The sequence below is a fragment of the Streptomyces sp. NPDC058335 genome, from assembly GCF_042723915.1.
Lineage (GTDB): Bacteria > Actinomycetota > Actinomycetes > Streptomycetales > Streptomycetaceae > Streptomyces.
The window spans coordinates 96,094-121,758 of record NZ_JBHXHX010000001.1 but is presented as its reverse complement, the minus strand read 5'-3'; the positions used below and the strand labels follow the sequence as shown (position 1 = coordinate 121,758).

Annotated in this window: 26 protein-coding genes; 19 read left to right on the top strand and 7 right to left on the bottom strand. The window is 71.4% G+C overall.

The window, feature by feature from the left end; translation table 11 throughout:
• Positions 1 to 193 precede the first annotated feature (193 nt).
• Positions 194 to 1,237, top strand: a complete 1,044-nt coding sequence (locus ACFWJX_RS00565) for a LacI family DNA-binding transcriptional regulator (protein ID WP_383234642.1) — start codon at positions 194 to 196, stop codon at positions 1,235 to 1,237.
• Between the two features lie 525 nt (positions 1,238 to 1,762).
• Here the strand turns inward: ACFWJX_RS00565 and ACFWJX_RS00560 are convergent.
• From ACFWJX_RS00560 to ACFWJX_RS00550, 3 genes are all read right to left on the bottom strand, one after another.
• Positions 1,763 to 2,626 (bottom strand): oxaloacetate decarboxylase, encoded by an 864-nt coding sequence (locus ACFWJX_RS00560; protein WP_383234639.1) that lies wholly within the window; start codon positions 2,624 to 2,626, stop codon positions 1,763 to 1,765.
• A gap of 276 nt (positions 2,627 to 2,902) precedes the next feature.
• On the bottom strand, positions 2,903 to 3,583 hold the full coding sequence (locus ACFWJX_RS00555; protein WP_383234636.1) for a ThuA domain-containing protein: 681 nt from the start codon (positions 3,581 to 3,583) through the stop codon (positions 2,903 to 2,905).
• Positions 3,584 to 3,755: 172 nt separating this feature from the next.
• Positions 3,756 to 4,367: a hypothetical protein gene (locus ACFWJX_RS00550; protein ID WP_383234633.1), complete on the bottom strand. Its 612-nt coding sequence runs from the start codon at positions 4,365 to 4,367 to the stop codon at positions 3,756 to 3,758.
• Positions 4,368 to 4,437: 70 nt separating this feature from the next.
• Here ACFWJX_RS00550 and ACFWJX_RS00545 point away from each other — a divergent pair, with 70 nt between their 5' ends.
• Entirely contained in the window at positions 4,438 to 5,070 is a 633-nt protein-coding gene (locus ACFWJX_RS00545) for a VOC family protein (RefSeq protein ID WP_383234630.1), read from the top strand.
• 136 nt (positions 5,071 to 5,206) lie between these two features.
• Positions 5,207 to 5,599 carry a VOC family protein gene (locus ACFWJX_RS00540; RefSeq protein ID WP_383234627.1) on the top strand — a complete coding sequence of 131 codons (393 nt, stop codon included), beginning with the start codon at positions 5,207 to 5,209 and terminating at the stop codon, positions 5,597 to 5,599.
• Here ACFWJX_RS00540 and ACFWJX_RS00535 read toward each other — a convergent pair.
• Together ACFWJX_RS00535 and ACFWJX_RS00530 are read right to left on the bottom strand one after the other, a co-directional pair.
• On the bottom strand, positions 5,566 to 6,336 hold the full coding sequence (locus tag ACFWJX_RS00535) for a helix-turn-helix domain-containing protein (protein ID WP_383234625.1): 771 nt from the start codon (positions 6,334 to 6,336) through the stop codon (positions 5,566 to 5,568). The two genes, ACFWJX_RS00540 and ACFWJX_RS00535, sit on opposite strands and share 34 nt — an antisense overlap.
• Positions 6,337 to 6,346: 10 nt before the next feature.
• Entirely contained in the window at positions 6,347 to 7,345 is a 999-nt protein-coding gene (locus ACFWJX_RS00530; RefSeq protein ID WP_383234622.1) for an AraC family transcriptional regulator, read from the bottom strand.
• A gap of 215 nt (positions 7,346 to 7,560) precedes the next feature.
• Between ACFWJX_RS00530 and ACFWJX_RS00525 the strand changes: the two genes are divergently transcribed.
• Positions 7,561 to 8,376: an NmrA family transcriptional regulator gene (locus ACFWJX_RS00525; RefSeq protein WP_383235875.1), complete on the top strand. Its 816-nt coding sequence runs from the start codon at positions 7,561 to 7,563 to the stop codon at positions 8,374 to 8,376.
• Between the two features lie 271 nt (positions 8,377 to 8,647).
• On the opposite strand, the gene ACFWJX_RS00520 is transcribed toward ACFWJX_RS00525, so the two are convergent.
• Positions 8,648 to 9,814 carry a YihY/virulence factor BrkB family protein gene (locus ACFWJX_RS00520; RefSeq protein WP_383234619.1) on the bottom strand — a complete coding sequence of 389 codons (1,167 nt, stop codon included), beginning with the start codon at positions 9,812 to 9,814 and terminating at the stop codon, positions 8,648 to 8,650.
• 240 nt (positions 9,815 to 10,054) lie between these two features.
• On the opposite strand from ACFWJX_RS00520, the gene ACFWJX_RS00515 reads away from it, so the two are divergent.
• The 15 genes from ACFWJX_RS00515 to ACFWJX_RS00445 all read left to right on the top strand — a co-directional run bounded on the left by ACFWJX_RS00515 (position 10,055) and on the right by ACFWJX_RS00445 (position 25,018).
• Positions 10,055 to 11,689 carry an acyl-CoA dehydrogenase family protein gene (locus ACFWJX_RS00515; protein ID WP_383234616.1) on the top strand — a complete coding sequence of 545 codons (1,635 nt, stop codon included), beginning with the start codon at positions 10,055 to 10,057 and terminating at the stop codon, positions 11,687 to 11,689.
• A gap of 288 nt (positions 11,690 to 11,977) precedes the next feature.
• The gene (locus ACFWJX_RS00510; protein ID WP_383234613.1) at positions 11,978 to 13,279 is read left to right on the top strand and encodes a GAF domain-containing protein; all 1,302 of its coding nucleotides are present in this window, start codon (positions 11,978 to 11,980) and stop codon (positions 13,277 to 13,279) included.
• A gap of 238 nt (positions 13,280 to 13,517) precedes the next feature.
• Positions 13,518 to 14,822, top strand: a complete 1,305-nt coding sequence (locus tag ACFWJX_RS00505) for a hypothetical protein (protein WP_383234610.1) — start codon at positions 13,518 to 13,520, stop codon at positions 14,820 to 14,822.
• 5 nt (positions 14,823 to 14,827) lie between these two features.
• Entirely contained in the window at positions 14,828 to 15,400 is a 573-nt protein-coding gene (locus ACFWJX_RS00500; protein ID WP_383234608.1) for a GNAT family N-acetyltransferase, read from the top strand.
• 127 nt (positions 15,401 to 15,527) lie between these two features.
• Positions 15,528 to 15,611: a putative leader peptide gene (locus tag ACFWJX_RS00495; protein WP_309486338.1), complete on the top strand. Its 84-nt coding sequence runs from the start codon at positions 15,528 to 15,530 to the stop codon at positions 15,609 to 15,611.
• Between the two features lie 182 nt (positions 15,612 to 15,793).
• Positions 15,794 to 17,491, top strand: coding sequence for a nitrite/sulfite reductase (locus ACFWJX_RS00490; RefSeq protein ID WP_383234604.1), 1,698 nt, complete (start codon positions 15,794 to 15,796; stop codon positions 17,489 to 17,491).
• A complete protein-coding gene (locus ACFWJX_RS00485; RefSeq protein WP_086768364.1) occupies positions 17,488 to 17,667 on the top strand; it encodes a hypothetical protein in 180 nt (59 codons plus the stop codon). Before ACFWJX_RS00490 ends, ACFWJX_RS00485 begins: the two co-directional genes overlap by 4 nt.
• A complete protein-coding gene (locus tag ACFWJX_RS00480; RefSeq protein ID WP_383234600.1) occupies positions 17,664 to 18,374 on the top strand; it encodes a phosphoadenylyl-sulfate reductase in 711 nt (236 codons plus the stop codon). Before ACFWJX_RS00485 ends, ACFWJX_RS00480 begins: the two co-directional genes overlap by 4 nt.
• A 38-nt stretch (positions 18,375 to 18,412) precedes the next feature.
• The gene (cysC, locus tag ACFWJX_RS00475; RefSeq protein ID WP_383234597.1) at positions 18,413 to 18,949 is read left to right on the top strand and encodes an adenylyl-sulfate kinase; all 537 of its coding nucleotides are present in this window, start codon (positions 18,413 to 18,415) and stop codon (positions 18,947 to 18,949) included.
• Complete coding sequence (cysD, locus tag ACFWJX_RS00470; protein WP_383234594.1) at positions 18,946 to 19,881, top strand: sulfate adenylyltransferase subunit CysD; 936 nt, start codon at positions 18,946 to 18,948, stop codon at positions 19,879 to 19,881. The genes cysC and cysD overlap by 4 nt, the downstream gene beginning before the upstream one ends.
• Before the next feature lie 2 nt (positions 19,882 to 19,883).
• Positions 19,884 to 21,218 carry a sulfate adenylyltransferase subunit 1 gene (locus ACFWJX_RS00465; protein ID WP_383234591.1) on the top strand — a complete coding sequence of 445 codons (1,335 nt, stop codon included), beginning with the start codon at positions 19,884 to 19,886 and terminating at the stop codon, positions 21,216 to 21,218.
• 222 nt (positions 21,219 to 21,440) lie between these two features.
• Complete coding sequence (locus ACFWJX_RS00460; RefSeq protein WP_383234588.1) at positions 21,441 to 22,553, top strand: aliphatic sulfonate ABC transporter substrate-binding protein; 1,113 nt, start codon at positions 21,441 to 21,443, stop codon at positions 22,551 to 22,553.
• Positions 22,554 to 22,589: 36 nt separating this feature from the next.
• Positions 22,590 to 23,378 (top strand): ABC transporter ATP-binding protein, encoded by a 789-nt coding sequence (locus ACFWJX_RS00455; RefSeq protein ID WP_319182076.1) that lies wholly within the window; start codon positions 22,590 to 22,592, stop codon positions 23,376 to 23,378.
• A complete protein-coding gene (locus ACFWJX_RS00450; protein ID WP_383234584.1) occupies positions 23,365 to 24,273 on the top strand; it encodes an ABC transporter permease in 909 nt (302 codons plus the stop codon). Before ACFWJX_RS00455 ends, ACFWJX_RS00450 begins: the two co-directional genes overlap by 14 nt.
• 4 nt (positions 24,274 to 24,277) lie before the next feature.
• Positions 24,278 to 25,018 (top strand): sirohydrochlorin chelatase, encoded by a 741-nt coding sequence (locus ACFWJX_RS00445; RefSeq protein ID WP_383234581.1) that lies wholly within the window; start codon positions 24,278 to 24,280, stop codon positions 25,016 to 25,018.
• A gap of 40 nt (positions 25,019 to 25,058) precedes the next feature.
• Here ACFWJX_RS00445 and ACFWJX_RS00440 read toward each other — a convergent pair whose 3' ends face one another.
• The gene (locus ACFWJX_RS00440; RefSeq protein WP_383234578.1) at positions 25,059 to 25,661 is read right to left on the bottom strand and encodes a TIGR03086 family metal-binding protein; all 603 of its coding nucleotides are present in this window, start codon (positions 25,659 to 25,661) and stop codon (positions 25,059 to 25,061) included.
• Positions 25,662 to 25,665 lie beyond the last annotated feature (4 nt).

The window sequence follows — 25,665 nt, the reverse complement described above, 5'->3', positions numbered from 1 at the left end:
CCGGCACGCACCACCACCCAGGCCGCGCACTCACCGGACACGCGCCGCGCAACCGTTTCCTGCATCTTCACGCCACGCTGAGGCACACCTAGGATAGCAAGCGCTTTCTGTGAGCCGTCGGGTCGGATCGGCTCCGAAAGGGCGGTGGTCGAACTTTCGCTGGCCCTCGGGCGGGCCGGAGAGGTGGTTCCCGATGGTCCGCACGGGCAGTGCGAGCATGGCGGCCGGGCCGACCCTTGCGGTCGTGGCCCGCGAGGCGGGGGTCTCCGTGCCCACCGCCTCGAAGGTGGTCAACGGCCGCGAGGACGTGGCTCCCGAGACCCGACGCCGTGTCACCGAGGCGCTGGATCGGCTCGGTTACGTGCGCAGACCCCGTTTCGACCCGGCAAAGCCGCCCCGGCTGGTCGATCTCGTCGTGCACTCCCTGGCGAGTTCCTGGACGGGCGCGGTGCTGCACGGTGTCGAGGAGGCCGCGCACGACGCGGGTCTGGACGTGGTCGTGTCGGCCGCCCTGTCCCGTACCCGCGCGGGCCGTCCGCAGCGCGGCTGGCTGGACAAGCTCAGCGCGCGCGGCTCGGCCGGCGTGCTGTTCAACCTGGCCGAGCTGGCGGAGTCCCAGTTCCTGTGGCTGGAACAGCACCGGATCCCGTACGTGATGATCGACCCGGTGGTGGAGCCGCCGCCGGGCGTCGTGTCGGTGGGGGCGGCGAACTGGCAGGGCGGGGTGACGGCGACCGAGCATCTGCTGGCCCTCGGCCACGAACGGATCGCGGTGATCGCCGGAACGCGCCGCAGGATGTGCAGCACCGCTCGCGTGGCCGGCTACCGTTCCGCCCTGGCCTCGGCCGGTCTGGGTCACCGCCCGGAGTACGTCCGCCACGGCGGCTTCGACGAGTCCGTGGCCCGTCACCGCATGCGCGAACTGCTCGACCTGCCCGAGCCGCCGACGGCCGTGTTCGTGTGCTCCGACCGTATGGCACTCGGTGTCTACGAGGCTTTGGCGGAGCGGGGGTTGAGGGTTCCGGACGACATCAGCGTGGTCGGCTTCGACGATCTGCCAGAGTCCCGCTGGAGCACTCCGGCCCTGACGACCGTCCGTCAGCCGCTGGCCGAGATGGCGGCGACGGCTCTCCGTCTGCTGGTGCGGATGATGGACGGGGAGCACCCGGAGGGGACGCGCACAGAGCTGTCCACACGGTTGGTGGAGCGCGCGAGCACCGCACCGCCGGGGCGGTGACGCGTACGGCGACGGACGCTCGTTCCCGGTCTGCCCAGGTCGCGATCCGCCCGCCCCTGCTCACATGCACCGCGTGCGCCAGCAGCGTCAGGCCGACGGCGATCACCAGTCCGGCGAAGACTCAGGCGAACAGCGCGAGTCCTGCCTCGCCGTCCGGGTCCCGCCCACCCCGCCGGGAGTCGGCTCGCTGGCCGGCCAGTCCCGCACCGCGCGCACCTGGGCCAGCAGAGGAGGGCGGCGACCGGCAGAACGACGCCCAGGGCGACGCCGTAGGGGCGAGGTCGCCGCGTCGTGCGGGCTCGCGTCGTTTTCCGGAACCGCATCCCTACGTTTCCGGCGAGCAAGGACGCCGGGACGGTGAGGAGTCGCCCGGCGACCAGCCCCGTCAGCACGGACAGGCACGGATGGCCGGACCCGTCCCCCGGGGTTCGGGGAAGGGGGGGCCGACGCCTCCCCAGAACAGCCCGATGGCCAGGGCACGGAGCGAGGTCGTGCCGGCCAGGACGCCGCGGGCGGGCGCTCGGTTCACCCGCGGGCACTCTCCGGCACGGATCGCAGCCGCGCGAGGTTGCCCTCCAGCAGCCGGGTGGCAGTCCCTACGCCGACGCCGCCGGTGTCGTCCGCCTCGGGCAGGCGGCCGTCCGCACGTTTCAGGTCGGTCAGCGCGGAGTGCATGGCCTGGTGGGCGGCGAACAGGCACGGCGTGCTGTAGATCGCGATGTCGACGCCGAGGTCGGTGAGTTCACCGAGGGACAGGCTCGGGGACTTGCCGCCGGCGATCTGGTTGAACAGCAACGGCTTGTCGCCGACGACGCCCCGGATGCGGCGGATCCACTCCACGCTGCGCACCCCGTCGACCAGGACGACGTCCGCGTCGGTGGCCGCGAGGGCCTCGGCCCGGTGCAGGATGTCGGCCTCGTCGGTGGCGTCCGTCCGCGCCACGACGACCATGTCACGGCGGGTGGACAGAACCATGTCCAGCTTGGTGAGGTAGTCGGCGAGCGGCAGCACCTGTTTGCCGTCGGCGTGCCCGCAGCGGCGGGGCCGTTTCTGGTCCTCGAGGATCACACCGGACGCCCCGATCCGCTCCAGGCCCTCCACCACATGGCAGGCGACCTCGGGATCGACGTAGCCGTCGTCGATGTCGACCAGCAGGTGGTGTCCCGGGAACGCGCCCCGCAACCGCTGGACGAACGCCATCATGTCCGGCCAGGCGATGAAACCGATGTCCGGCAGTCCGTAGTAGGAGGCCGCGAAGCCGAAACCGGAGACGAACATCGCGTCGTAGTGCTGGGCTGCGATGGACGCCGAGTACATGTCGTACACGCCGATCAGCGGCGTCGTGCCCGGTGCGGCGATCCGCTCCCGCAGCTTGGTCCCGTAAGTCAACGTCCGGCTCCTCCTGCTGTGCCATTTCCGGGACAAGAGGATCTCCGCGGCCGGGCGCGAGCGCCGCGCCCCTGTGGGCCGGACTCACCCCGATGGCGCAAACGGTTCACCGCAGAAACGTCACTTGACGCGTTACCGCACGCGCTGCCGACCAGTCACTGCACGCATTGCTGAGCACGCTTACTGAACGCGTTTCGGGGGACGCTTGCTGAAGGCGTTTACCGAAAACCTGCACCGAAGCCGTTTACCGAGCGCGACCCCACCGCACCGAGCGCCTCACACTTCCACCCCGGCCGACCACCCGATTCCGCCGCCCAGATGTGCCACGAAGTCGGGATCCCGGTAGGCCTCGGAGGAGTGGCCGAGAGCGGTGTAGAAGACCCGCCCGGCGCCCTGTTCGCGGCACCAGACGAGCGGGTGGTCCGGGCCCATCCGTCCGCCGTCGTAGGAGGACTCGTCGGCGGTGGCCAGTACCCGGACGCGGCCTCGTCCCCCGTCTTGGCCTCGGCCTTCGCCTCGGGGGTTGGTGCGGAAGTCGTACCACTCGTCGGTGAACTCCCAGACGGCCGGCAGGTGACGGGTCGCAGGGTGGTCGCGGTCCTCGACGAGTGCCTTGCCCGGCTGGAGGGCGGGGTGGCGGGCGAAGCGGGCGCCGAGGAGTTCGCCGTAGTACGGCCAGTCGTACTCGGTGCAGGCCGCCGCGTGCACCCCGACGAAGCCGCCGCCCGAGTCGACGTAGCGGGCGAGCCGGTCCCGCCCGGCCGGGGTCAGCACCTCACCGCTGGTCGAGAGGAAGACCACGGCCGCGTATCCGTCCAGCGGGGCTTCCAGGGCTGACGAGTCCTCGGTGTGCTCGACGGCGTACTCCCCCAGTGCGCGTACGGCGGCGACGGCGTCCGGGATGGAGTCGTGTCGGTAGTCGGTGGTGCGGGTGTACACGAGCAGGCGTGCGGTCATGCCACCCGACTTTATGCGGGCCGGGGTGCACGTCCCAGGGAAACGCTTGCGGAGAAACTTTCGGGGGCACAGAGAGGCAGGCGGGACGGGCGGACTGCCACCGGCAGCGGCAGCGGCAGCGGCAGCGGCAGCGCACGCAACCGGTTTCGGCGCCCTGCCGTGAGCGGTTCCCTCAGCCGCCCGCGTCGACGTCGTTGTTCGGAGCTCCGTCGCCGACCGGCGGCAGGTCGCCGCGCTCCACCGGCTCGCCGCCGGCCGGTGCGGACGGCAGGAGGGTGTCGAGTTCGTCGGCGGACGGGCGGTGGAGGTGGTCGGCGGCCTCACGCAGGACGTCGCGGGGTACGTTCGTGCCGCCGACGCGGATGACGAAGCCCTTCTTCGGGACGGCGTACTCCGCCCACTGCCCGGAGCTGCGGTACCAGGCGTCGCCGTCCAGAGCGCAGGTGACAGGTGTTGCGGAGGGCTCGGCGCCGGGTTGCTGTTCGCAGGTGGCGGCGGTCATCGTGCCCCGATCGACGGTGAGTCGGACCTGCGTCCCCTTCTGCCGGGAGACGTAGGTGGCGGAGAAGCCGTCGCCGCCGTAGACGCCGACGGACTGCTGGGCGAGGGTGTGACCGGGGGCATCGGTGGCGTACACCGACTCCGGGGCGATGCCCAACGCGCGGGCCCGTGAGGCCAGTTCGGCGGGGTCGGCTTCGGCTTCGCCTGCCCGCTCGCTGCCGCAGGCGGTGAGCAGCACGGGCCCCAGCAGCAGCGCGGGAAGCAGGCGTACGGTACGGATCATGCGGCCATCCTGCCGCACAGGTGTTCCACAGTCGCGGCGATTCGAGGCCGAGCGCGTAGTCTCGGGCGGGATGAACACCGTTCCGGCACGGCTCGACCACCTCGTCCTCGCGACTCGCGATCTGGCGGCGACGGTCGCCGAGTTCACCCGGCGCACGGGAGTGGCCCCGGCTCCTGGCGGTGTGCATGTCGGATTCGGCACCCGCAACTACCTGGTCGGGCTGGGTGGTTGCGCGTATCTGGAGATCATCGGCCCGGATCCCGAGCAGCCGGCGCCGACGGGTCCGCGCATCTTCGGGGTGGACGGGCTCGACTCGCCGAGGACCGTCACCTGGGCGATCAGTCCGCCCGATCTGGACGCGGCGGTCGCGACCGTCCGTGCGCGGGGCTACGACCCCGGCGAGGTACGGAGGATGAGCCGACGACGCCCCGACGGCACCCTGTTGAAGTGGCGGCTGACGGACGGCGGAACCCCGCATCCGTCCGGCCTGGTCCCTTTTCTCATCGACTGGGGCGGTACGACCCACCCGTCGGCGTCGGGCCTGCCGGTCACGCCCCTGCTGGAGCTGACGGCCACCGCCCCGGACCCCGGCGAGGTCCACGCCCTGCTGACCGCGCTCGGCACCGACCTCGCGGTCTCCGAGGGCCCGGCGGGCTTCTCGTACACCCTGGACACGCCGAACGGGCCGGTCGTCTTCGTCTGATCGCCGAACCGGACGGGCACTCTGACTGACCAACCTCACGGACCAGCCTGACGGGAGGGCCTGACGGGAGGGCGTGGAACAAAAGCGTGTCCGTTTCTTTCAAGACCCCTCGGGCGGCCCTGCCTACGGTGGCCGTATGAGTCCACGATTCGATGCCATCGGCCTGGTCGTCTCCGACATGGCCGCCTCCGTCGCCTTCTACCGTCGGCTCGGCTTCGCGTTCCCCGAGGGCGCCGAGCGCGAGCCGCACGCCGAGGCCGCTCTGCCGGGCGGGCTGCGGCTGTTGCTGGACACCGAGGAGACCGTCCGGTCCTTCCATCCCGGCTGGCAGGCCCCGTCCGGGGGCGGCCGGCACTCCCTCGCGCTGCGCTGCGACGCTCCGGCCGAGGTCGACGCGGTGTACGAGGAGGTGGTGGGCGCCGGATACACGGGCGAGCTGAAGCCGTGGGACGCCTTCTGGGGGCAGCGGTACGCCGTCGTGCAGGACCCGGACGGTCAGGGAGTCGACCTGTTCGCACCCCTGCCGTAGCCCTTGGTCCCGCCCCCCGCCACTCTCTGTCCCATACTCTCCCCTGCTCCTTGGCCGCTCGCTCCCTGATCCAGCAGCTCCGTCAGTGTCATACCGCTCAACTCACGTACGTCGCGGGCCAGATGGGCCTGGTCGGCATAGCCGGCGTGGGCCGCGGTGTCCGCGTACGGCACACCTTGACGGGCCAGGGCCAGAGCGCGACGGAGGCGCAGGATGCGGGCCAGCGTCTTGGGGCCGTAGCCGAAGGCGTGCAGCGAGCGGCGGTGCAACTGGCGGGCACCGACACCGAGTTCCTCCGCGGTCTCGGCGATCGGGCGGCCCGTTGCGAGGGCGGTCACCAGTCGGCGCAGCTCGGCGTCGGGTGGGACCGCTCGTTCCAGCGCCAGTTCCTCCAGCGCGGTCGCCGGGTGCGTCGCGGCCTCGACCCTGTCGCGCAGTCGTCGTACCTCCGCCGCGGGCCACAGGTCGGCCAACTCCACGCGTCGGTCGCGCAGTTCATGGGCGGGTACGCCGAGGAGGGCGGGCGCGGTGCCGGGGTAGAGGCGTAGGCCCGCCCAGGCCGCGGTCGGGCCGTCGGGGACGTACGCCCGGGTGTCGGGGCCGGCGACGAGCAACCTGCCCTCGTTCCACAACAGGTCCATGCAGCCGTCGGGGAGCACCGGACGTGGGACGCCGCCCGTCGGGGTGTTGGTCCACACCACCGCACCGGCGAGCCGGGAGGGCCGTTCCTCGTACACAAGGCCCAGGCTACGCGCCGCCCCCCACCGGGAGACCGGCCCCCACCCGGCCCCGATGCTCCTGCGGGCTCACGCCGTACACCCGTTTGAACGCGCTGGACAGGGCGAAAGCGCTTCCGTAACCGACCTGGCGGGCGATGGCGCCGATCGTCTCGTCGGTGTCGCGGAGGAGGTCCGCTGCGAGGGCGAGGCGCCAGCCGGTGAGGTAGGTCATCGGGGGTTCGCCCACCAGCTCGGTGAAGCGGCGGGCCAGACCGGCCCGGGAGACACCCGCCTTCACGGCGAGGGAGGCGACCGTCCAGGGGTGGGCCGGGTCGTCCTGGACTAGGCGCAGCACCCGGCCCACGACCGGGTCGGCCATGGCCCGGTACCAGGCGGGCGCCTCCGCCCCCGGCCGGGAGAACCAGGCCCGCAGCGCGGCGATGACCAGCAGGTCCAGCAGTCGGTCCAGCACGACCTCCTGGCCGGGCTCGTCGCGGCCGATCTCCTCCATGAGCAGCGGGGTGAGCGGGCACGGCCATACGTCGGACGTGAGGGAGAGCAGGGGCGGCAGCGCGTCCAGCAGCCGGCCGCTGATCTCGCCGTCCATCATGTACGTCCCGATCAGCACCAGGGTGGAGCCGTCCAGGCGGTCGCCCCAGGCGCGCACGCCCAGGTCCATGGAGCCGTTCAGGGCCCGCCCGTCGGGGTAGGCGCACTGCCCCTCGGGGAGGATCAGCGCCTGCGGGGCCGTGGCGGGGTCGTCGGCGCAGGTGTAGGGGCCGGGGCCGCGGGCGATGGCGAGGTCGCCCGCCGTGAGCCGGACCCGCTCGCCCTCGTCGGGCACGACCCAGCCCTCGCCGCGGACCATGAGCATCACCGTCAGCGGGGCCCGGTCCTCGACCCGTACCGCCCACGGCGGGTCGAAGCACGCGCGGATCATGAGGGCGCCACGTGCGCGTGGACCCTCCAGCAGGCCCGCAAGCGGGTCTCCCCGCGTGAGCCCGTTCGAGCGTGGGTGTGCGTCCATGCGGCCAGCGTAGACGCGCGCTTATGGGAATGAGCCGTTCAGCGATGGGCCCGTGCGGCGCACGGCAGTTGACTGAAGCCATGACACAGAACGCAGCCGAGAACCCGGCGCAGGACACGACGAACACGACGAGGGACACGAGCACGACCACGACCCCGAGCCCGAGCCCGACGACGGACACGTCGCACACCTCGCACACGTCGGGCACTTCGAACATGACGGTCGTGGTGACCGGAGCGACCGGTCGTACGGGCGGACGCGTGGCGCTGGCCGCGCGGGCGGCCGGGCTCACGGTGCGGGCGGCCTCGCGGGCAACCGGTTTCGACTGGCGGGACCGGTCGACGTGGGCGGAGACGCTGCGCGGCGCGGAAGCGGCTTACCTGGCGTTCCCGACGGACGTCGGCTCGCCGGAGGCGACCCGGGCTGTCGGGGAAATCGCTCCGGAAGCGGTTTCCCTCGGCGTGCGGCGACTGGTGCTGCTCTCCGCGCGCGGTGAGGAACGGGCGCGGCCGACCGAGGAGGCCCTGCGGGAGTCGGGTGCCGACTGGACGATCGTGCAGGCCTCGTGGTTCGCACAGAACTTCAGCGAAGGTCCGCTGGTGGAGGAGCTGCGGCTGAGCGGCGGGCTGGTGTTCCCGGCCGCCGAGGGGGTGCGGGAACCCTTCATCGACGTACGGGACATCGCGGATGTGGTGGTGGCGGCGCTGACCTCGGGGGACCGGTATGTGCGGCGGGAGATCGACGTGACCGGGCCGCGGCTGGTGGCGTGGGGCGAGGCGGTCGCGGAGATCGCCGCGGCGACCGGGCGGGAGCTGTCGTACCGTGCCGTGCCGACGCGGGAGTACCGGGAGCACCTGGTCGGGTTCGGGGTGCCGGGCGAGGAGGCCGACTTCCTGGTCGAGCTGTTCGAGGAGCTGCTCGACGGACACAACGCGCACCTCACGGACGGTGTACGGCAGGTCCTGGGCCGGGAGCCGCGCGACTTCGCCGAGTTCGCGAAGGAGGCCGCGGCGGCGGGCACCTGGGCGTGACACCGCGGTCGCGCGAGGGCGCGCACGACGGCATCGACAGCGCCGTCACCGTTCCGAGCGTCCTCGCGGCCCTCCGGCGTTCGCCTCTCCGGGCCGGGCCCCCACCGTTCCGAACGCTCGCCCCGGAGCGTCGGGCCTCACCACTCGCCCCCTGCCCGCTCGCCTCTCGGGAGCGGTTCTCCTCACCGTTCCCGAGGGCTCGGATCCTGGAACAGGCCCCCCACGCCGGCCGCTCGCGCCAGGGGACCGGACTCCTACCACCCCCGCGCGCTCACCTCTCGGAGGGCGGGCACTCCTCCCCGCCCCCGCCGCCCTTCGGCGATGTCTTCGCGTGGGTGCGCAGGCGGCCCGTGACGTCCTCCGGGGGCAGGAACCGTGACCACCGTTCGGGGAACTCGGAGGGCATGTCGGGGTCGTCGGGGTCCTCGTGGGGGTGGGCGGCGGCCATGCGGGCGACGTACTCGGCGGCTTCCTCCTGCCGGATCCGCTCGTTGGCGGCGCGGGCGGCGGCCGTCGCGGCGGCCGGCCAGACGCGGTCGATGGCGGCGTTCATGGCGGCGCCGACGAGGACGGCGAACGCGGACACGCCGATCCACAGCAGGACGGCGACGGCGGCGGCGAGGGAGCCGTAGATGGTGGCGCCCTCGACGGTGTTCTCCAGGTAGATGCGGAGCAGGAAGCTGCCGAGCACCCACATGGCGAGGGCCACCAGCGCGCCGGGGACGTCCTCGATCCACGGGGAGCGCACGGGCACGGACACGTGGTAGAGCGTGGTCAGGAAGGCGATCGACAGAACGATCACGACGGGCCAGTACAGGACCTGGACGACCGTCGCCGACCACGGCACGATCCGTACGACGGCGTCGGGCCCGGCGACCATCAGGGGCAGCGCGACCGCGCCGAGCAACAGCGCGGCGACGAACAGCAGGAACGCCACCAGCCGGGTCTTGACGATCCCGCGCACGCCGTCGAGGCCGTACATCACGGTGATCGTGTCGATGAAAACGTTTACCGCGCGTGATCCGGACCAGAGGGCGAACAGGAAACCTATGGAGATGACATCCGGGCGGCCGCCATTCATCACGTCGTCGAGGATCGGCTGGGCAACCTGGGCGACACCCTTTTCGGACAGGACCGTGCGGGAGGCCTCGAGGAGGTTCGACTCCAGGCTGCTGATCGTGTCGGTGCCGGTCCAGTCGTCGACGTAACCGAGCAGGCCGATGAGGCTGAGCAGCAGCGGCGGCACGGACAGCAGCGTGAAGAAGGCGGCCTCGGCGGCGAGGCCGAGGATGCGGTACTCGATGCAGGAGTTGACGGTGTCCTTGACCAGCAGCCAGGCGGTCCTGCGCTTGGAGACGTTCCGGTAGAGGGCACGCGCCCGATGGAGACGCCCGGTGGGTGCCTCGGGTTGCTCGGGTGACTGACTTGCTGGCTGCACGCCTTAAAGGTATCCGCCGTACGGGGCTGCACTCACCTCCGGTGGTGGGCCGTCACCCCGTGCCGAGCAACCTTGCCACGGACCGCGCGGGTGGTGCCACGCGGAACGTCCGCACGGCAGGTGCCAGGGCACCTGTGACGGCATGCGCCACGGCCGTCGGCACGGGCCCGTGCGGCGCCGCGCGGCGCGTTCCCGAGCTGCCCCGGCCATGAGCGGCGTACCCGGGGGTACGTTCGCGGTATGGCAGGCAGTACGCACACAGTGACCAACCAGCCCCCGCCCCTCCTCGGGTACGACGTCTACGGCACCGACCAGGCCCTGGTGGCCGCGGTGGAGCGCCACCTCGATCCGGAACTGCTCGACGAGGCCTGCGGCGAGCTGTCGGCGCTGGGCCGGGCCGCCGGGTCGGCCCAGCTCCAGGAGTGGGCGGTGCAGGCGAACGAGAATCCGCCCAGGCTGCACACGCACGACCGTTACGGGCACCGGATCGACGAGGTCGACTTCCATCCGGCGTGGCACCGGTTGCTGGGCAAGGGGGTCGGCGCGGGACTGACCGCGGCCTGGACCCGGCCGGGCGGACACGTGCGGCGGGCCGCGGGGTTCCTGGTGTGGACGCAGGTGGAGGCGGGAAACGGTTGTCCGCTGTCGATGACGCACGCGGCCGTGCCCGCACTGCGCACCGACCCCGAGTTGGCCGCCGAGTGGGTGCCGCGGCTGACGTCCACGATCTACGAACGGGAGTTGCGGCCCGCCGGGCAGAAGGCGGGGGCGCTGTTCGGGATGGGGATGACCGAGAAACAGGGCGGAAGCGATGTCCGGGCGAACGCGACGTCCGCGCGGCCGTTGGCCGAGGCCGGGACGTATGTGCTGACGGGGCACAAGTGGTTCTGTTCGGCGCCGATGTCGGACGGTTTCCTGGTGCTGGCGCAGGCCGCGGAGGGGCTGACCTGTTTCCTGGTGCCGCGGGTGCTGGAGGACGGCACGCGTAACCGGTTCCTGATCCAGCGGCTCAAGGACAAGCTGGGCAACCGGTCGAACGCCTCCGCCGAGGTGGAGTTCGACGGGACGTGGGCGCGCCGGGTCGGTGAGGAGGGGCGCGGGGTGCGCACCATCATCGACATGGTGGCGGCGACCCGGCTCGACTGTGTGCTGGGGTCGGCCGGACTGATGCGGGCGGCCGTCGCGCAGGCGGTGCACCACTGCGCGTACCGCGAGGCGTTCGGCGGGAAACTTCTCGACAAGCCGTTGATGCGCAATGTGCTGGCCGATCTCGCGCTGGAGTCGGAGGCGGCGACGGTTCTCGGCCTGCGGCTCGCGGCCGCCTGCGACGACGGCGGTGAGCAGGAGCGGGCGCTGCTGCGGATCGCGGTGCCGGCCGCCAAGTACTGGGTGACCAAGCGCTGTACGCCGGTGGCGGTGGAGGCGGCGGAGTGTCTGGGCGGCAACGGTTACGTGGAGGAGTCGGGGATGCCCCGGCTGGTGCGCGAATCGCCGCTGAACTCGGTCTGGGAGGGCGCGGGAAACGTCCAGGCGCTGGACGTGCTGCGCGCGTTGCGGCGGGAGCCCCAGGCGCTGAACGCGTTCCTGCAGGAGGTGGGGCGGGCACGCGGCGCGGATCACCGGCTGGACGCGGCGATCAAGGACCTGCTGACGGAACTGGCCGATCTGGACGGTGCGGAGGCGCGGGCGCGGCGGATCGCGGAGCGGTTCGCGCTGGTGCTGCAGGGGTCGCTGCTCGTACGGTTCGCGCCGCCGGAGGTGGCCGACGCGTTCTGTGCCTCGCGGCTGGGCGGCGACGGGGGCGCCGCCTTCGGCACGCTGCCCCACACCCTGGATCTCCGGGCGCTCGTCGAGCGGGCCCGGCCCTTGTCGTGACCTGTGGGAATCAGGAGCGGGGGTGGTGCTGCGCCGACACGGCACCACCCCCGCGACAATGGCCCTGCGAGGCCAGAAACGCCGCTCGGGACGGCGTGCTACAAGTTTCGGACAGTTCGTGGATGCTGGCCAGGGTTGCAGGGGGTTGCAACGCGGGGGGATTCGGTGACCGGACTGTGCCCCTCCGTCACCGGTGGACGGCAGTATGGGACCCCCAGCAAGACCGGAAACAGTCGGCGCAGCCGCTTGACATCCGGTCCTGAGTCCGTCTGCTCACCGGGAGGCCCCGTGGCGAAGTCGCCGTTGAACGTGCCGCAGCTCGCCGCCGTCGACGCCGCGCGGGCGGCCCGGATGCTCAGTGAGGTGCGTGACGCCCGGCTCGCCGGCCGACGGGCCGGGCACGTGCACCGGCCGGTGATCGAGCAGTCCTGGGAACGGACGCTGCGCAGCGGTGTCGATCCGGAAAACGGTTACCGGGCCAGGCTGCTCAGCCCCGACGAGGTGCGGCGGCGCCGGGAGGAGTCGCCGCTGCGGGACGTGCTTCCGGTACTGCGCGAGGGCCTGCTCTCGGTCGCCGACATCGCCCGGCACATCATGGTCGTCGCCGACGAGGACGGCCGGGTGCTGTGGCGGGAGGGGTCCTCCACGGTGCTGCGCAAGGCGGACGGAATCGGTTTCGAACTGGGCGCGGACTGGCGGGAGGACGTGGTCGGCACCAACGGGGTGGGCACTCCCGCGGTGGTACGGCGGCCCGTGCAGGTGTTCGCCGCCGAGCACTTCGTGCGCGCGCAGACCACCTGGACCTGCGCCGGCGCCCCGATCACGGACCCGCGGAGCGGACGCCTGCTCGGTGTGGTCGACGTCAGCGGTCCGCTGGACACGATGCATCCGGCGACCCTCGCCTGGGTCGACTCGGTGGCGAAGCTGGCCGAGGCGACCCTGCGCGAGCGGCATCTGGGCGCGCTGGAGCGGCTGCGGGCGGTGGCGGCTCCGGTGCTGGCCAGGATCGGCGGCCGGGCGGTGGTGGTGGACGGGGACGGGTGGACGGCGGCGGTGACCGGGATGCCGTACACGAACCGGATCGCGCTGCCGAAGTCGCCGTCGCCTGGGCGTCGTTGGGTCCCCGCGTTGGGGCTGTGCACGCTGGATCCGCTGGCGGGGGGCTGGCTGGTGCGCTCGGTCGACGGGGCGGTGGAGCCGGAGGCGCCGGGCGCGACCAGGGTCGTACTGGATCTGACCCGGCGGCACCGGTGGTCGGTGACGGTGACCGGCGGCGCGGGCGCGTGGTCGCACGAACTGAGTCCGCGGCACGCGGAGTTGCTGTACGTGCTGGCGGTGCACCGGGCCGGGCGCAGCGCCTCGGGGCTCGCCGAGGAGGTGTTCGGCGACCCGGCGCGCAGAGTGACGGTACGGGCCGAGATGTCGCGGGTCCGGCGGTATCTCGGGGGACTTCTGGAACATCGGCCCTATCGTTTCTGCGAGCAGGCGGAGGTGGAGGTGCTCCTCCCGGACGACCCGAAGGACCTCCTCCCCCACTCGACGGCACCCTCGGTGACGGGCGCGCGGATGCCGGGTTCCCCGCACCGGTGACCGGCGGCGGGGACACGGTCCCGCACGTCCGAAACCGGAACCGGCAACGTTTCCGCCCGCCCGTGATCAAGGCTTTCGTCCCGTAAGTCGACTTACGGCACAGCATCTTCCGTACATATGCGAGGTCTTCGCCCCCTGCGGAGGCCGACTGCCGTAGCATCCCTCTACGGGTCACCCCACCTGCTCCTCGGTCAACGCAAGGATCAACAGGCGCAGTTGGCCCGCCTCGGGAGGACGAATGAAGCAGCGTGGCCGACATCGCCGGCGCAGGCGGGGCAGGGCGGTACGCGGTTTCCTGGCGGGAACCGCTCTCGCGCTCACCGCGGCCGCCACCATGATCACCGCTTCCCAGGCCACGGTCACCGACGGCCCCGGCGCCCTGAAGCCGCTGACCTCCTCCGCTGCCACGGCCGCGCTGCGGCTGACGGAGGAAGCGGTTCCGCCGGCTTCTCTGGATCGGCTCGCCGCGGAGATGGGTCCGTCGGTGGGGGTCGGTGAGGCGTTGAGCGGCGCCGACCGTTCGCTGCGCGACGCGGCCGACTGCACCCGGGGTGAGCGCAGGGCTCTGCCCGTCTCCCCGACGGCCACGCGCGCGTACTGCTGGAACACCGACGACACCGAGGGCTGGCAGCCGGGCGCGGTCACCACCTCCGGTGACGCGGACGACGACGGCCTGTGGGGCGCCCACCGGGTGATCGTCTCCGGTTGGTCGGGCGATTCCGGCCCCGTCGCCGACCGGGGTCTGGCCCGGATCGCGCTCGTGGACGCGGACAACCTGAACCGCCTCCCCTACACCTGGGCGCTGCTCGCGGTCCCCGTCGACGGGGGACGCGACTACCGAGGCCTGGTCTCCCAGGTCTCCGGCATGGTCTGGTACCAGGACAAGCTGCTGGTCACCGCCGACGACGGGGACCGGGCCGCGCTGTACGTGTACGACGTCAACCGCATCCACCGGGCCACGGTCGCCGGTGAGGCGGTCGGCCGGGTGCCCGGCGGATGGTCGGCGCACGGCGCGCCGTACGTCCTGCCGGCCGTGGCCTCCTACCGGCTGAGCGGCGGCTCCGGCGCCCCGCACCCCGCCACCGTGTCCCTGGACCGCAGCACGGCCCCGGACAGTCTCGTCGCCGGGGAGTGGACGCTCGACGACGGCGACCGGGGCGCCCGCCTGTGGCGGTACGCCTTCGACACCGCCCCCGGCCGGGCCGGGTTCCTCGCCGGTGACTCCGCGGGCCGGGTCGGCGCGACGGAGGCGTACCGGACGGAGGCGACCGGGGTGCGCGGCGTGCTGTCGTACGAGGGCGGCTGGTACGTGAGCCGGGGCGGTGGCGCCGAGGACGGGCACGGGACGCTGTGGCGGCAGGACACGGACGGCGCGCGGGGCCTGCGCTGCGGAGCCGACGACAGCCGCGACTGCTGGAGCCCGCGGACCGAGTCCCTGTCCTACTGGGCGCAGACCGGTGATGTCTGGACGCAGTCGGGCCGCGTGCTGTTCGCGCTGCCGCTGGCCTCGATCGACAGATCGGCGAAGCAGATGATTCCCTGACGGGCATGACCAACATCCCCGTGACCACCTGGTCCCTGGAGCAGACCTCGCCGGGCGACCTCCTGCCGGCCGCCGCGCCCGAGGGCGACGTGCGCATCGTGCGCTCCGAGGTGCCCTCCCCCGAGTTCAGCCGTTTCCTGTACGCGTCCGTCGGCGGGGACATCCGCTGGGTCGACCGGCTGGGCTGGACGTACGCGCGGTGGCAGGAGCATCTGGCCCGGCCGGGCGTGGAGACCTGGGTGGCGTACGACCGGGGGACGCCCGCGGGGTACGTGGAACTGGAGCCGCAGGAGGACGGAGCCGTCGAAATCGTTTACTTCGGTTTGCTCCCGGCTTTCCGCGGCCGCCGGATCGGCGGCCATCTGCTGTCGTACGGCGCCGCGCGCGCCTGGGACCTCGCGGACCGCTGGCAGGGGCTGCCGCAGACGAAGCGGGTGTGGCTGCACACGTGCAGCCTGGACGGCGAGCACGCGATGGACAACTACCAGCGCCGTGGGTTCAAGCTGTTCGACACCAAGGTCGAGGAGGAGGCCGAGGTGGCCGCTCCGGGCCCCTGGCCGGGCGCATACCTCGCCTGACCTGCGTCGACAAGACATCGTGCGGCGCATGTGACCGACACCACCCTGGTCTCGCCTACCGAGACCAGGGTGTCCACATGACGGACGAAGCTGGACTGTGTCCAGATCGCCGTGACACGCTTCCGTCATGTCTGGAACTGGGATTGCCTTGGTGAGTCGGCGGCACGTCGACCTCGGCCGCATGTCCAGCGCCATCTGTCCGGCGAGCTGACGAGCCGAAGCACCGCCGACAGCCCCTTCCAGCCCCCCTCCGCGCAACGACGCGCACGCATGCCTCCGTGCGCCTCTGCCGCGCAGGGCAGAGCCGCCCGCCCCGTCATCCGACCACCGCCCCTCATGGACGGCGCTACGCGCCGACCCCTTCCCGTCGCTGTCCCGAAGGACGTATTCACCATGGCCGCCACCCCCGAGAACCCTGCCGCCTCAGCGCCCCGCCGCAAGGTGAGCCGTCACCGCGGCGAGGGTCAGTGGGCCGCGGGGCACTTCACCCCGCTCAACGGCAACGAGCAGTTCAAGAAGGACGACGACGGTCTCAATGTGCGGACACGCATTGAGACGATCTACTCCAAGCGCGGCTTCGACTCGATCGACCCGAACGATCTGCGCGGCCGGATGCGCTGGTGGGGCCTGTACACCCAGCGCAAGCCCGGGATCGACGGCGGCAAGACCGCGATCCTGGAGCCGGAGGAGCTGGACGACGAGTTCTTCATGCTCCGCGTCCGTATCGACGGCGGCCGGCTCACCACGCAGCAGCTGCGGGTGATCGGTGAGATCTCGCAGGAGTTCGCGCGCGGCACCGCGGACATCACCGACCGGCAGAACGTCCAGTACCACTGGATCCGCATCGAGGACGTCCCGGAGATCTGGAACCGCCTGGAGGCGGTCGGTCTGTCCACCACCGAGGCCTGCGGTGACACGCCCCGCGTGGTCCTCGGCTCGCCGGTCGCCGGGATCGCCGAGGACGAGATCATCGACGGCACCCCGGCCATCGAGGAGATCCACCGCCGGATCGTCGGCAATCCGGCCTTCTCGAACCTGCCCCGCAAGTTCAAGACAGCGGTTTCCGGCTCGCCGCTGCTGGACGTGGCGCACGAGATCAACGACGTCGCGTTCGTCGGCGTGCACCACCCCGAGCACGGCCCCGGTTTCGACGTGTGGGTCGGCGGCGGCCTGTCCACCAACCCGAAGATCGGCGTCCGGCTCGGCGCCTGGGTCCCGCTGGACGAGGTCGCGGACGTCCACGAGGGCGTCATCTCGATCTTCCGTGACTACGGTTACCGGCGGCTGCGCACCCGCGCCCGGCTGAAGTTCCTGGTCGCCGACTGGGGCCCGGAGAAGTTCCGCCAGGTCCTGGAGGACGAGTACCTCCAGCGCAAGCTGGTCGACGGTCCCGCTCCGGCCCAGCCCGTCGAGCGGTGGCGCGACCACGTCGGCGTGCACCGCCAGAACGACGGCCGTTACTACGTCGGTTTCGCACCGCGTGTCGGCCGCGTGGACGGCGCCACCCTGACGAAGATCGCGGAGCTGGCGGAGGCGCACGGATCGGGCCGGGTCCGGACCACCGTCGAGCAGAAGATGATCGTCCTCGATGTCGAGGAGGCGCAGGTCGAGTCGCTGGTCGAGGCCCTCGGGGCACTGGACCTGACCGCCAAGCCCTCCCCGTTCCGGCGCGGCACGATGGCCTGCACCGGCATCGAGTACTGCAAGCTCGCCATCGTCGAGACGAAGCAGCGCGGCTCCGCCCTGATCGACGAACTCGAGCGCCGCATCCCGGAGTTCGACGAGCCGATCACCATCAACATCAACGGCTGCCCGAACGCCTGCGCCCGTATCCAGGTGGCGGACATCGGTCTCAAGGGCCAGCTCGTCCTCGACGAGCAGGGCGAGCAGGTCGAGGGCTTCCAGGTGCACCTGGGCGGAGCGCTCGGTCTGGAAGCCGGTTTCGGCCGCAAGGTCCGTGGTCTGAAGGTCACCTCGGACGAGCTGCCGGACTACATCGAGCGGGTGCTCAAGCGGTTCCAGGCGGAGCGCGAGGACGGCGAGCGGTTCGCCGTCTGGGCTGCGCGGGCCGACGAGGAGGCCCTGTCGTGAGCGAGCGGGCCGCGCCCTTCTACTGCCCCTACTGCGGCGACGAGGATCTTCGTCCGAATGAAGAGGGTCACGGCGCCTGGGAATGCGCGGCATGCAATCGCGCATTCCAGCTGAAGTTCCTCGGGCTGCTCGCCCGGGGAGTTCAGCGAGCCGACAACGGAGGGGACCCGATATGACGACGGCTCAGGAAACCCGTACCGCCGAAGAGTTGAAGGCGCTCGCGGAGCAGGCGGGCCGCGACCTGGAGGACGCCTCCGCGCTGGAGATCCTCCAGTGGGCCGTGGACACCTTCGGCAAGCAGTTCTGCGTGACCTCGTCCATGGAGGACGCGGTGGTGGCGCACCTGGCCTCCCGCGTGCTCAAGGGCGTGGACGTGGTCTTTCTCGACACCGGTTACCACTTCCCCGAGACCATCGGCACCCGGGACGCGGTCGAGGCCGTGATGGACGTCAACGTCATCACCCTCACCCCGCGGCGGACGGTCGCCGAGCAGGACGCCGAGTACGGCCCCAAGCTGCACGACCGCGACCCCGACCTGTGCTGCAAGCTCCGCAAGGTGCAGCCACTGGAAGAGGGCCTCAAGGGCTACCGCGCCTGGGCGACCGGGCTGCGCCGCGACGAGTCCCCGACCCGCGCCGACACCCCGGTCGTCGGCTGGGACGAGAAGCGGCAGAAGGTCAAGGTCTCCCCGATCGCCCGCTGGACCCAGGACGACGTGGACGCCTACGTCACCGAGCACGGCGTACTGACCAACCCCCTGCTGATGGACGGCTACACCTCCGTCGGCTGCGCCCCCTGCACCCGCCGGGTCCTGGAGGGCGAGGACGCGCGCGCCGGCCGCTGGGCGGGCCGCGCGAAGACCGAGTGCGGACTGCACGGCTGACGCCCATGACCGCGCTTCCTACCGATTTGGAGAACCACGTGACGACCGGAGCCACCGTCTGGCTCACGGGTCTGCCGAGTGCCGGCAAGACCACCATCGCGTTCGAGCTGGCCGCCCGGCTGCGCGAGGAGGGCCACCTCGTCGAGGTGCTCGACGGCGACGAGATCCGCGAGTTCATCTCCGCGGGCCTCGGCTTCAGCCGTGAGGACCGGCACACCAACGTGCAGCGCATCGGTTTCCTCGCCGAACTGCTCGCCCGTAACGGTGTGAAGGCGCTTGTGCCGGTGATCGCGCCGTACGCCGACAGCCGCGAGGCGGTGCGCAAGCGTCACGAGGAGGGCGCGACGGCGTACCTGGAGGTGCACGTGGCGACCCCGGTCGACGTGTGCAGCGAGCGCGACGTGAAGGGGCTGTACGCCAAGCAGGCCGCGGGCGAGCTGACCGGGCTCACCGGGGTCGACGACCCCTACGAGATCCCCGAGCGGCCCGATCTGCGGATCGAGTCCCAGAACCAGACCGTCAAGGAGTCCGCGGCGTCGGTGTACGCCCTGCTCAGCGAGAGGGGACTGGTGTGACGACCGTCGCACGGACCGAGGAGGGCACGGACTCCCCGTACGCCCTCAGCCACCTGGACTCCCTGGAGTCGGAGGCGGTGCACATCTTCCGCGAGGTGGCGGGCGAGTTCGAGAACCCGGTGATCCTTTTCTCCGGCGGCAAGGACTCCATCGTCATGCTGCATCTGGCGCTGAAGGCGTTCGCGCCGGCGTCGGTGCCGTTCTCGCTGCTGCACGTGGACACCGGGCACAACTTCCCCGAGGTCCTCGAGTACCGCGACCGTACGGTGGCGAAGCACGGGCTGCGGCTGCACGTCGCCTCCGTGCAGGACTACATCGACCGGGGTCTGCTGAAGGAGCGTCCGGACGGGACCCGCAACCCCCTCCAGACGCTGCCGCTGACGGAGAAGATCCAGTCGGAGCGGTTCGACGCGGTGTTCGGCGGCGGCCGCCGCGACGAGGAGAAGGCCCGCGCCAAGGAGCGCGTGTTCTCCCTGCGCGACGAGTTCTCCCAGTGGGACCCGCGCCGCCAGCGCCCCGAGCTGTGGAACCTGTACAACGGCCGGCACGCCCCCGGCGAGCACGTCCGCGTCTTCCCGCTGTCCAACTGGACCGAGCTGGACGTGTGGCAGTACATCGCCCGTGAGGGCATCGAGCTGCCCGAGATCTACTTCGCGCACGAGCGGGAGGTGTTCCGGCGGGCCGGGATGTGGCTGACGCCGGGTGAGTGGGGCGGTGCCAAGGAGAACGAGACCGTCGAGAAGCGGCTCGTGCGCTACCGCACCGTCGGGGACATGTCCTGCACCGGCGCCGTCGACTCCGACGCTCTGACGCTGGAGCAGGTCATCGCCGAGATCGCCGCCTCCCGGCTCACCGAGCGCGGGGCCACCCGCGCCGACGACAAGATGTCCGAGGCCGCGATGGAAGACCGCAAGCGCGAGGGGTACTTCTAAGCATGAGCACCATCACGACCGAGGAACTCTCGGCCACCACCCTGCTGCGGTTCGCCACCGCCGGCTCCGTCGACGACGGCAAGTCCACGCTCGTCGGACGGCTGCTGCACGACTCCAAGTCGATCCTCACGGACCAGCTGGAGGCAGTGGAGCGCGCCTCGGCGAGCCGCGGCCAGGAGGGCCCCGACCTCGCGCTGCTCACGGACGGCCTGCGCGCCGAACGGGAGCAGGGCATCACGATCGACGTGGCCTACCGCTACTTCGCCACGCCCCGGCGCCGGTTCATCCTCGCCGACACGCCCGGCCATGTGCAGTACACCCGCAACATGGTGACGGGTGCCTCCACCGCCGAGCTGACGGTGATCCTGGTCGACGCCCGTAACGGAGTTGTGGAACAGACTCGGCGGCACGCGGCGATCGCGGCTCTGCTGCGCGTCCCGCACGTCGTCCTCGCCGTCAACAAGATGGACCTCGTGAAGTACGAGGAAACCGTCTTCGCGGCGATTGCCGAGGAGTTCACGGCGTACGCGAGCGAGCTGGGCGTTCCCGAGGTCACCGCGATCCCGATCTCGGCGCTCGCCGGGGACAACGTGGTGGATCCGTCGGCGAACATGGACTGGTACGGCGGGCCGACCTTCCTGGAACACCTGGAAACGGTTCCCGTGAGTCACGACCTGGCGCACTGCCACGCGCGGCTGCCCGTGCAGTACGTGATCCGGCCGCAGACCGCCGAGCACCCCGACTACCGCGGTTACGCGGGCCAGATCGCGGCCGGCACGTTCCGGGTGGGCGAGCAGGTCACGGTGCTGCCGTCCGGCCGCTCCACGAAGATCGCGGGCATCGACCTGCTCGGCACGCCGGTCGACGTGGCCTGGACGACGCAGTCGGTGACCGTCCTGCTGGAGGACGACATCGACGTCTCGCGCGGCGACCTGATCGTGCCCAGCAAGGACGCCCCGCCGACCACGCAGGACGTCGAGGCGACCGTCTGCCATGTCGCCGACGCGCCGCTGACGGTCGGCCACCGGGTACTGCTGCGGCACGGCACCCGCACGGTCAAGGCGATCGTCAAGGACATCCCGTCCCGTCTCACGCTCGACGACCTGTCCCTGCACCCGCATCCGGGACAGCTCGTCGCCAACGACATCGGCCGGGTGAAGATCCGCGCGGCGGAGCCGCTGCCGGTGGACTCCTACGCGGACTCGCGCCGCACCGGCTCGTTCATCCTGATCGACCCGAGCGACGGCACCACGCTCACCGCGGGCATGGTCGGCGAGTCGTTCGCCTCCCCCGAGCCGGTCAAGGACCTGTCCGACGACGACGGGTGGGACTTCTGACATGAACTCCACCGACTACTACTCCACGTTCGCGAAGGAGGGCGGCCGCATCGGCAGCGGCGCCCTCGGCAGCGGGCAGGGCGGGGTGGCGCGATGTGTGCGCTGACGTACGCGCACTGCCTGCGCGCCCGCACCCCCCACCGCTGTAGACGAAAACCTGCCGACCTCCCGGCCACGACCTGAGAGACCGTGACCGCCGGGCCAACGAGAGGAACACCTCCCGTGCCTGCCACTCGCTCAACGCTTCTTCGCCGCGGACTCGCCGCCGTCGCCGCACTTCCCCTTCTCACCCTCGCCGCCTGCGGTTACGGCTCCGAGGCGAAGGACGAACCGGCCGCACAGAAGGTCGCCGCCGGGGCGGAGAAGATCGACGGACTCGACTCGGTCAAGATCGGCTACTTCGGCAACCTGACCCACGGCACCGCCCTCGTCGGCGTGAACAAGGGCTACTTCCAGAAGGCTCTCGGCGCCACCAAGGCGTCGTACCAGATCTTCAACGCGGGTCCGTCCGAGATCGAGGCGCTCAACTCCGGGTCGATCGACATCGGCTGGATCGGCCCCTCGCCGGCGATCAACGGCTACACCAAGTCGGCCGGCAAGAACCTGCGCATCGTGGGCGGTTCGGCGTCCGGCGGGGTGAAGCTGGTGGTGAACCCGGCCAAGATCAAGTCGTTGAAGGACGTCAAGGGCAAAAGGATCGCCACGCCGCAGCTCGGCAACACGCAGGACGTGGCCTTGCTGAACTGGATCTCCGAGCAGGGCTGGAAGGTCGACGCGGAGAGCGGCAAGGGCGATGTGTCGGTCATCCGCACCGACAACAAGGTCACCCCGGACGCCTACAAATCCGGTTCCATCGACGGCGCCTGGGTGCCGGAGCCGACCGCGTCCAAGCTGGTGGCCGAGGGCGCCGAGGTGCTGCTGGACGAGTCCGACCTGTGGCCCGACAAGAAGTTCGTGATCACGAACATCATCGTGTCGCAGAAGTTCCTCGAGGAGCACCCGAAGGCGGTCGAGGCGGTACTGAAGGCGTCGGTCGACATCAACAAGTACATCAACGCCAACCCGGACGAGGCGAAGGCGGCGGCGAACGCGCAGCTCAAGGTGGACTCCGGCAAGGAGCTGCCCGCGGCGGTCCTGGACCCGGCGTGGAAGTCCATCCAGTTCACCGACGACCCGCTCGCGGCCACGCTCAACAGCGAGGCCGAACACGCGGTCAAGGCCGGTCTGCTGGAGGACCCGTTGCTGGACGGCATCTATGACCTCGCGCCCCTGAACAAGGTCCTTCAGGCCGCGGGTGAGCCGACCGTCGACGACGCCGGTCTCGGCGTCAAGTAACCCAGCAACCACGAGAGTTCCCAGGAGGTGACGACCATGGCAACCACCCTCGCCAAGGCCGCCGACGGCACCGAGTCGGTGGAGTACGCCGCGCGTATCGAGCATGTCTCGAAGTCGTTCGCCGGGCCCGCCGGGCAGCAGCTCGTCCTCGACGACATCACCCTCGACGTCGCGCCGGGCGAGTTCGTCACCCTCCTGGGGGCCTCGGGCTGCGGCAAGTCGACGCTGCTGAACCTGGTGGCGGGGCTCGACGCCCCGACCGCCGGTCACATCGGCACCGACGGGCGGCCGGCCCTGATGTTCCAGGAGCACGCCCTGTTCCCGTGGCTCACCGCGGGCAAGAACATCGAACTCGCCCTGAAGCTGGGGGGAGTTCCCAAGAACGACCGGCGCGACCGGGCCGAGGAGCTGCTCGAGCTGGTCCGGCTGAAGGGATCGTACGGAAAGCGCGTACACGAGCTTTCCGGCGGTATGCGGCAGCGGGTGGCGCTGGCCCGCGCCCTGGCGCAGGACGCCCGGCTGCTGCTGATGGACGAGCCGTTCGCGGCGCTCGACGCGATCACGCGGGACGTGCTGCACGACGAACTCACCCGGATCTGGGCGGAGACGGGCCTGTCGGTGCTGTTCGTCACGCACAACGTGCGCGAGGCCGTGCGGCTCGCGCAGCGCGTCGTCCTGCTGTCCTCCCGGCCGGGGCGGATAGCGCGCGAGTGGACGGTCGGCATTCCGCAGCCGCGTCGCATCGAGGACGCTCCCGTCGCCGAACTGTCCCTGGAGATCACCGAAGTCCTGCGTGGGGAGATCCGCCGTCATGGCCAGCACTGAGACCACCGATCCGACGGCGAAGGCCCCGGTCCGCGACAGCGGCATCGCGGGGGTGGAGGCGGGCCTCGACGCCCTGGAGACCACGGCGACGGCCGGTACGTCCTTCCGGCAGACCTTCGTCAACAAGATCCTGCCGCCGATCGTCGCGATAGCGGTGGTCCTGGTCGTCTGGCAGGCGCTGATCACCTTCAAGGTCGTCGACGATCCGGCGAAGCTGCCGTCGCCGTCCGACGTGGGCAACGAGTTCAAGGACGCGTGGCTGGAGGGCAAGCTCCTCGAGTACATCTGGACCAGCGTCTCGCGCGGTCTGCTGGGCTTCCTGCTGGCGCTCGCCATCGGCACCCCGCTGGGTCTGCTGGTCGCCCGGGTGAAGTTCGTGCGCGCGGCGATCGGCCCGATCCTGTCCGGTCTCCAGTCGCTGCCCTCGGTGGCGTGGGTGCCGCCGGCGGTGATCTGGCTGGGCCTGAACAACTCGATGATGTACGCGGTGATCCTGCTCGGCGCGGTCCCCTCCATCGCCAACGGCCTGGTCTCCGGCATCGACCAGGTGCCGCCGCTGTTCCTGCGGGCGGGCCACACGATGGGCGCGACGGGGCTGAAGGGCGCCTGGCACATCGTGCTGCCGGCCTCGCTGCCCGGCTACCTGGGCGGTCTCAAGCAGGGCTGGGCCTTCTCCTGGCGCTCGCTGATGGCGGCGGAGATCATCGCCTCCTCCCCCGACCTGGGCGTCGGCCTGGGCGCGCTGCTGGAGAACGGCCGCAACGCCAGTTCCATGGCGATGGTGTTCGAGGCGATCGTCCTGATCCTCTTCGTCGGCATCGCCATCGACCTGCTGATCTTCAGCCCGCTGGAGCGGCGGGTGCTGCGCGGGCGCGGACTGCTGGTGAAGGGCTGACCCCGTGCGCCATCAGCCGGTTCTCCTCGTCATCGCCCACGGCAGCCGCGATCCGCGGCACGCGGCGACCGTCCACGCCCTCGTGCGGCGGGTGCGGTCGTTGCGGCCCGGGTTGCGTGTAGAGACCGGTTTCCTCGATTTCAACATCCCGTCCGCGCAGGGGATGCTGGAGTCGCTGGCGGCGGAGGGCGTACGCGATGTGGTGGCACTCCCGCTGCTGCTGACGCGTGCCTTCCACGCCAAGGCGGACATCCCGGCGGTCCTGCGGGACGCGCCGCGCCGGCTGCGGATCCGCCAGGCGGAGGTGCTCGGCCCCTCCCCGCTGCTGCTCTCCGCCCTCGAACGGCGGCTGTACGAGGCGGGGTTGACGCCCGCCGACAAGTCCTCGACCGGGGTCGTGCTGGCCTCGGCGGGGTCCACGGACCCGGAGGCGATCGCGGTGATCGCAGACATCGCGCGGGAGTGGTGGCACACCGGTTGGTGCGCCGTGCGACCCGCGTTCGCCTCCGCATCCCTTCCGCGCACCGAGGACGCGGTGCGCGAACTGCGCGAGCTGGGCTGCTCGACGGTGGCGGTGGCCCCGTACGTCCTGGCCCCCGGCTTCCTCCCCGACCGCATCGCCCGGGGCGCGGCGGGGGCGGACGTCCTGGCCGACGTGCTGGGCCCGTCCCCCGAGGTGGCCCGAGTACTGCTGGAACGGTACGACGCGGCCCGCACCCCGATGCTGGCGGCGGTCGGGGCCTGAGGGGCCTTCTGCGACCGGGACCCGCAGTGCCGTTGCTTCTTCAGTGGTCCACCTGGGCGACGACGCCCTGCCGCGGGTCCCGTCCGCTCGCCGCCAGCGCTCGTTCGAAGGTCGGTGCGTCGTCCGGCACCGGCACCGGATCGGCGAAGCCGTCGTACTGGCGGTAGAGGTCGCCGTGGCGTTCGACGACGTCGAGGATCAGGCGGGCGGCGCCCTCCGAGACGCGAAACCGCAGGCCGGTGGCGACGGCGACGTCCCAGCCGTGTACGGCCATCTCCTTGACGATCATGGCGCCCAGCTCGTCGGCGGGCATCGCGCCGCCGCCCAGGTCGACCTCGCCCTCCCAGACCGCCGGGTCCGCCCAGGCCGCGACCGCGCGCTCCAGTTGGGCTGCGTAGGCATCGGCCCAGCCGGGGTCGGCGGTGAAGTCGCGGGCGACCAGTTCCCCGGGGAGCTGCTCGCGCCGGGCGCGGTGTTCCAGGCCGTGGGAGGTGTAGAGGACCCAGTGGTTGACCAGGGCGCGCACGTCCCAGCCGGGGCAGTGGGTCGGTTCGTTCAGGCCGGCCGCCGGGACACCGCGCGCGACGCGGGCGGCCTCGGCGGCACATTCGGACATGTACCGGTGCGTCTCGTCGTACTTCATGTCC

Bases quoted from the DNA above. Each gene is read 5' to 3' on its own strand.
- ACFWJX_RS00550 (WP_383234633.1), bottom strand. From the start codon at position 4,367: ATGATCCGTACCGTACGCCTGCTTCCCGCGCTGCTGCTGGGGCCCGTG.
- ACFWJX_RS00440 (WP_383234578.1), bottom strand. From the start codon at position 25,661: ATGAAGTACGACGAGACGCACCGGTACATGTCCGAATGTGCCGCCGAG.
- ACFWJX_RS00540 (WP_383234627.1), top strand. From the start codon at position 5,207: ATGAGTCCACGATTCGATGCCATCGGCCTGGTCGTCTCCGACATGGCC.
- ACFWJX_RS00525 (WP_383235875.1), top strand. From the start codon at position 7,561: ATGACGGTCGTGGTGACCGGAGCGACCGGTCGTACGGGCGGACGCGTG.
- ACFWJX_RS00565 (WP_383234642.1), top strand. From the start codon at position 194: ATGGTCCGCACGGGCAGTGCGAGCATGGCGGCCGGGCCGACCCTTGCG.
- ACFWJX_RS00530 (WP_383234622.1), bottom strand. From the start codon at position 7,345: ATGGACGCACACCCACGCTCGAACGGGCTCACGCGGGGAGACCCGCTT.
- ACFWJX_RS00490 (WP_383234604.1), top strand. From the start codon at position 15,794: ATGGCCGCCACCCCCGAGAACCCTGCCGCCTCAGCGCCCCGCCGCAAG.
- ACFWJX_RS00555 (WP_383234636.1), bottom strand. From the start codon at position 3,583: ATGACCGCACGCCTGCTCGTGTACACCCGCACCACCGACTACCGACAC.
- ACFWJX_RS00505 (WP_383234610.1), top strand. From the start codon at position 13,518: ATGAAGCAGCGTGGCCGACATCGCCGGCGCAGGCGGGGCAGGGCGGTA.
- ACFWJX_RS00450 (WP_383234584.1), top strand. From the start codon at position 23,365: ATGGCCAGCACTGAGACCACCGATCCGACGGCGAAGGCCCCGGTCCGC.
- ACFWJX_RS00465 (WP_383234591.1), top strand. From the start codon at position 19,884: ATGAGCACCATCACGACCGAGGAACTCTCGGCCACCACCCTGCTGCGG.
- ACFWJX_RS00480 (WP_383234600.1), top strand. From the start codon at position 17,664: ATGACGACGGCTCAGGAAACCCGTACCGCCGAAGAGTTGAAGGCGCTC.
- ACFWJX_RS00500 (WP_383234608.1), top strand. From the start codon at position 14,828: ATGACCAACATCCCCGTGACCACCTGGTCCCTGGAGCAGACCTCGCCG.
- ACFWJX_RS00455 (WP_319182076.1), top strand. From the start codon at position 22,590: ATGGCAACCACCCTCGCCAAGGCCGCCGACGGCACCGAGTCGGTGGAG.
- ACFWJX_RS00545 (WP_383234630.1), top strand. From the start codon at position 4,438: ATGAACACCGTTCCGGCACGGCTCGACCACCTCGTCCTCGCGACTCGC.
- ACFWJX_RS00495 (WP_309486338.1), top strand. From the start codon at position 15,528: ATGTCTGGAACTGGGATTGCCTTGGTGAGTCGGCGGCACGTCGACCTC.
- ACFWJX_RS00515 (WP_383234616.1), top strand. From the start codon at position 10,055: ATGGCAGGCAGTACGCACACAGTGACCAACCAGCCCCCGCCCCTCCTC.